Consider the following 3,233-nt stretch of genomic DNA (forward strand, 5'->3'; position numbering starts at 1 on the left):
GAGCCACAGGGCGACCTTACGGATGTCGCGGGTTGCCTGCAGCATCACAACTGCGCAGCCGTGACGAAGCTGATGTGGTGAGACGCGACGGCCGCGAAGCGATGAGTAGCTCTCGGCTGCCTTGCCGACATGTTTGTCGAGCACATACTCGAAGCCGGCGCGGGTCATCGGGTCGCCCTGAGCATTGACGAAGAGGTCCGGTACGCGGACTGCGCCACGAACACTCAGCCACGCACGAAGGTCCCGCGTAGTTTCCTTCCAGAGCGGCAGGCAACGTTCCTTGCGGCCCTTTCCCATGACCTTCACGCTCGCACCGTTCTGAAGCGACAGGTTCTCTGTCTGAAGGCCGACCAGTTCGGAGACCCGCAAGCCTCCGGCGAAGCAGAGATGCATCATTGCCCGATCACGGATGCCAGATCTCGTCGCCAGATTGGGCGCGTTTAAGATCGCGCGGATTTCATCCATCGTCAGATGACGGATGAGCTTCTGGTCATGGCGCTTGGTCGGAATCGCATGGACCCGGCCGATCTGCTGAAGGGCGGAGGGAACCTTGTGCTCGAGATAGCGCATGAACGCCTTGATGGCGGCAAGCCGCATATTACGGGTGGAAGCGCTATTGCCACGATCCTGCTCAATGTGCTCCAGGAAGGCCACGATCATCGGTGCGTCTAGGTCTTCGATGGCGAGCAGAGACGGTCGCGTGCCGAGCCGTTTGGCTGCAAAGTTGAACAGCAGCTTGAAGCTGAACGCGTATGTCTCGCAGCTTTGCGGGCTGTAACCTCGCTGTCGCGGCATATAATCTCGCAGGAAGCCAGTGATGAGAGGGGCGAGCTCTGTCATAAGCCGTCCTCCCCGACCAGAGTTTCTGCCGCGGCGGCGATGTCGGTCATCATTTCCGGCGTCGCCTCGAGATACCAGTATGTATTGTGGATACTGACATGGCCAAGGTAGGTCGACAGAGCGACGAAGTGCCGGGCAACTTCGCCGCGATCGGCACCGCATTGTTCCAGGACGCGGGTTGCGAAGGTATGTCGAAGGTCGTGGATACGTGGCTGCTGACTTCGCCCCGGCGCGATGCCTGCCCCTCGTAAGATGCAGCGGAACGTATAGTTCACCGTCGTCGGGTAGAGCTGTCGGTGCTGGACGGATGGGAAGAGCCAATCGCTCTCGCCGGCGTGTTGGCGCCGAGAGTGAAGATAGCGTTGGAGCGCTTCCATGACGGTGCCGTGCAGCGGTACAAGTCGGCTCTTGCGGAACTTGGTTTCGCGAATGTGCAACACGCCGTCCGGCAGGATGTCGTCGAGCCTGAGCGCGAGAGCTTCGGAGATGCGCAGTCCCGTAGCTGCAATCAGTCCAAAGAGCATGACATAGAGCTCGCGACGCAGTGGATTGGGCTGCTGGCGCCTCAGATTGCCGGCCACAACGAGAATACGGGCGATCTCATCCGCGCTGTAGATGTAGGGAACAGGTCGATTGGTGGACCGCTTGATATCTGCGGGCGGTATCTCGTGACGAGGATCTTCCGCCTGCATGAAGCGGGCAAAGGCGATCAGGGCCGTCAGTCGATGCGACATGGCGTTTGGGCTCTTGGCTGCCACTGGCAACCAAGAAAGAGCTGTTGCTGTGCGAATGTGGCTCTCGTCGCGTTCCGCTGCAAAGCGCGCGAACGCCAGGAGATACCGATCGACCCGGGCGAGTTTGTAGCCCAGCGCGCGGCGCAGACTGATGTAGCGGGCGACGTCGGCGCTCAGCATGGCAACCTCCCGCCCCAAGGCTGCGCGATTTCGGACAAGAGGCCGATGTCGACCTTGGCGTAGAGCGCGGTCGTCGATGGAGACCGGTGACGCAAAACGGCTCCGACGCCGGCAAGGCTTGCGCCGCTCCTCAGCATCGCGGTCGCCGCTGAGTGCCGCAGCACATGCGCGCCACGATGGATGCTCGCGATTCCTGCCCTGTCGAGGCCGCGACGTACGATGCACTTTATGGCAATGCGGCTCAGCGGCCGGATCGGCGCGATATCCGTCAGGAACACGCGCGTCGTCGCAATGTGCGGCCTTGCCCGCTCGATATAAGCTAATATGGCATCGCCAACGTCCTGAGGCAGCGGCAGCCATTCCTCGCGCCGGACCTTTCCGAGCAGCGTTATCCGGCCATTTTTCCAATCGATGTCAGCAAAAGTGAGATTGGCGACTTCGCTCGCCCTGAGGCCCAACCGGGCCAGAAGCAACATGACAGCGCGGTCGCGTAAGCGGCACTCGCCCTCACAGTTGGCAAGGAGGCGGTCGATATCACTTTGACCAAGAAAGCACGGCGTCGTCGCCAGTTGCCAGCTCGCAAAGCTCGGAACCGCATGTTCCCGCCCCGCAGGGCAGTGCCCCATCGCGATGAGGTATTTGAGGTACATGCGCGTGGCGACGGCGATGCACCGCGACCGCGAACGGCCGTGCGGCCTCGCACGAACAAGCACGAAGTTGCGGATCGCCTCGGCCGTATAAGCCGCGGGATCTGATCCAATCGATATCAGTAAATCGGCCAATACCGGCTGGTACAGGTTGAGCGTCGACTCCTTGATGCCGCGTTGCTCCCGCATCCAGCGACTAAAGGCGGCCAGGGCCGGCCACGTCTCCTCCAGTGACGGAGCCTGCTCCTGCAGCAGAATGTTGCACTCGCGCAGATACGTGACGAACAGTGCGGCAGCACCCTGTGGCGCACGGGCGGTCTTGCTGCCTTTGAACACCGATGCCGATGCGTTCAGACCCTCGGCGAGTGTTTCGACACCGAAGCCGGCGGCACGCACCCAATCACCCCACAGTGCCAGTAGGCGCACCACCTCCACGATTGTTGCGGCCGAATAATTCCGCTGGCCAAGCCAGTGCTTGAATCCGTCGACATGTGGTTGCAGCCAAGTGATCCGAACATCGACACTGCGGCGATGTCTGTACTTTCGCTTTGTCATTCTGCTTCCTCGATTTGATCGTTGGTGCCGGAAGAGTCCGGCGCGTCGAACAAATCGAAGGTTTCCAAGCCATTCCAGCGTCGGCGGACAGCTTTTCCGGCCTCACCCTTGCGGTTGCGAGCAAAGGGGCAGAGCAGCGCTTTTTTCTCGGATCAGATGGATATGGTGCCGACGGTGACGACGGAGAGGTGATGGCGCCGGCGGCGCCGTTGATCATGCCGATGAGGCGACAACCGATCATTCGCGTCGTTCTCTGCTGACGGCGCAAAGCCCCCGA

Annotated in this window: 3 protein-coding genes; all 3 read right to left on the bottom strand. The window is 61.2% G+C overall.

The window, feature by feature from the left end; genetic code table 11:
- Window positions 1-840, bottom strand: an 840-nt coding sequence (locus K290_RS0133145; protein WP_028755392.1) for a tyrosine-type recombinase/integrase, incomplete at its 3' end; no start/stop codon positions are given.
- Window positions 837-1,754: a tyrosine-type recombinase/integrase gene (locus tag K290_RS0133150; protein WP_028755393.1), complete on the bottom strand. Its 918-nt coding sequence runs from the start codon at window positions 1,752-1,754 to the stop codon at window positions 837-839. The genes K290_RS0133145 and K290_RS0133150, both read right to left, overlap by 4 nt.
- Window positions 1,748-2,836, bottom strand: a complete 1,089-nt coding sequence (locus K290_RS0133155) for a tyrosine-type recombinase/integrase (protein WP_245276730.1) — start codon at window positions 2,834-2,836, stop codon at window positions 1,748-1,750. The genes K290_RS0133150 and K290_RS0133155 overlap by 7 nt, the downstream gene beginning before the upstream one ends.
- Between the last annotated feature and the right edge of the window lie 397 nt (window positions 2,837-3,233).

Source organism: Rhizobium leucaenae USDA 9039, assembly GCF_000426285.1.
Lineage (GTDB): Bacteria > Pseudomonadota > Alphaproteobacteria > Rhizobiales > Rhizobiaceae > Rhizobium > Rhizobium leucaenae.

What these genes read in the sequence shown, in the direction of transcription:
- K290_RS0133150 (WP_028755393.1), bottom strand. Translation starts at nt 1,754, where the DNA reads ATGCTGAGCGCCGACGTCGCCCGCTACATCAGTCTGCGCCGCGCGCTG.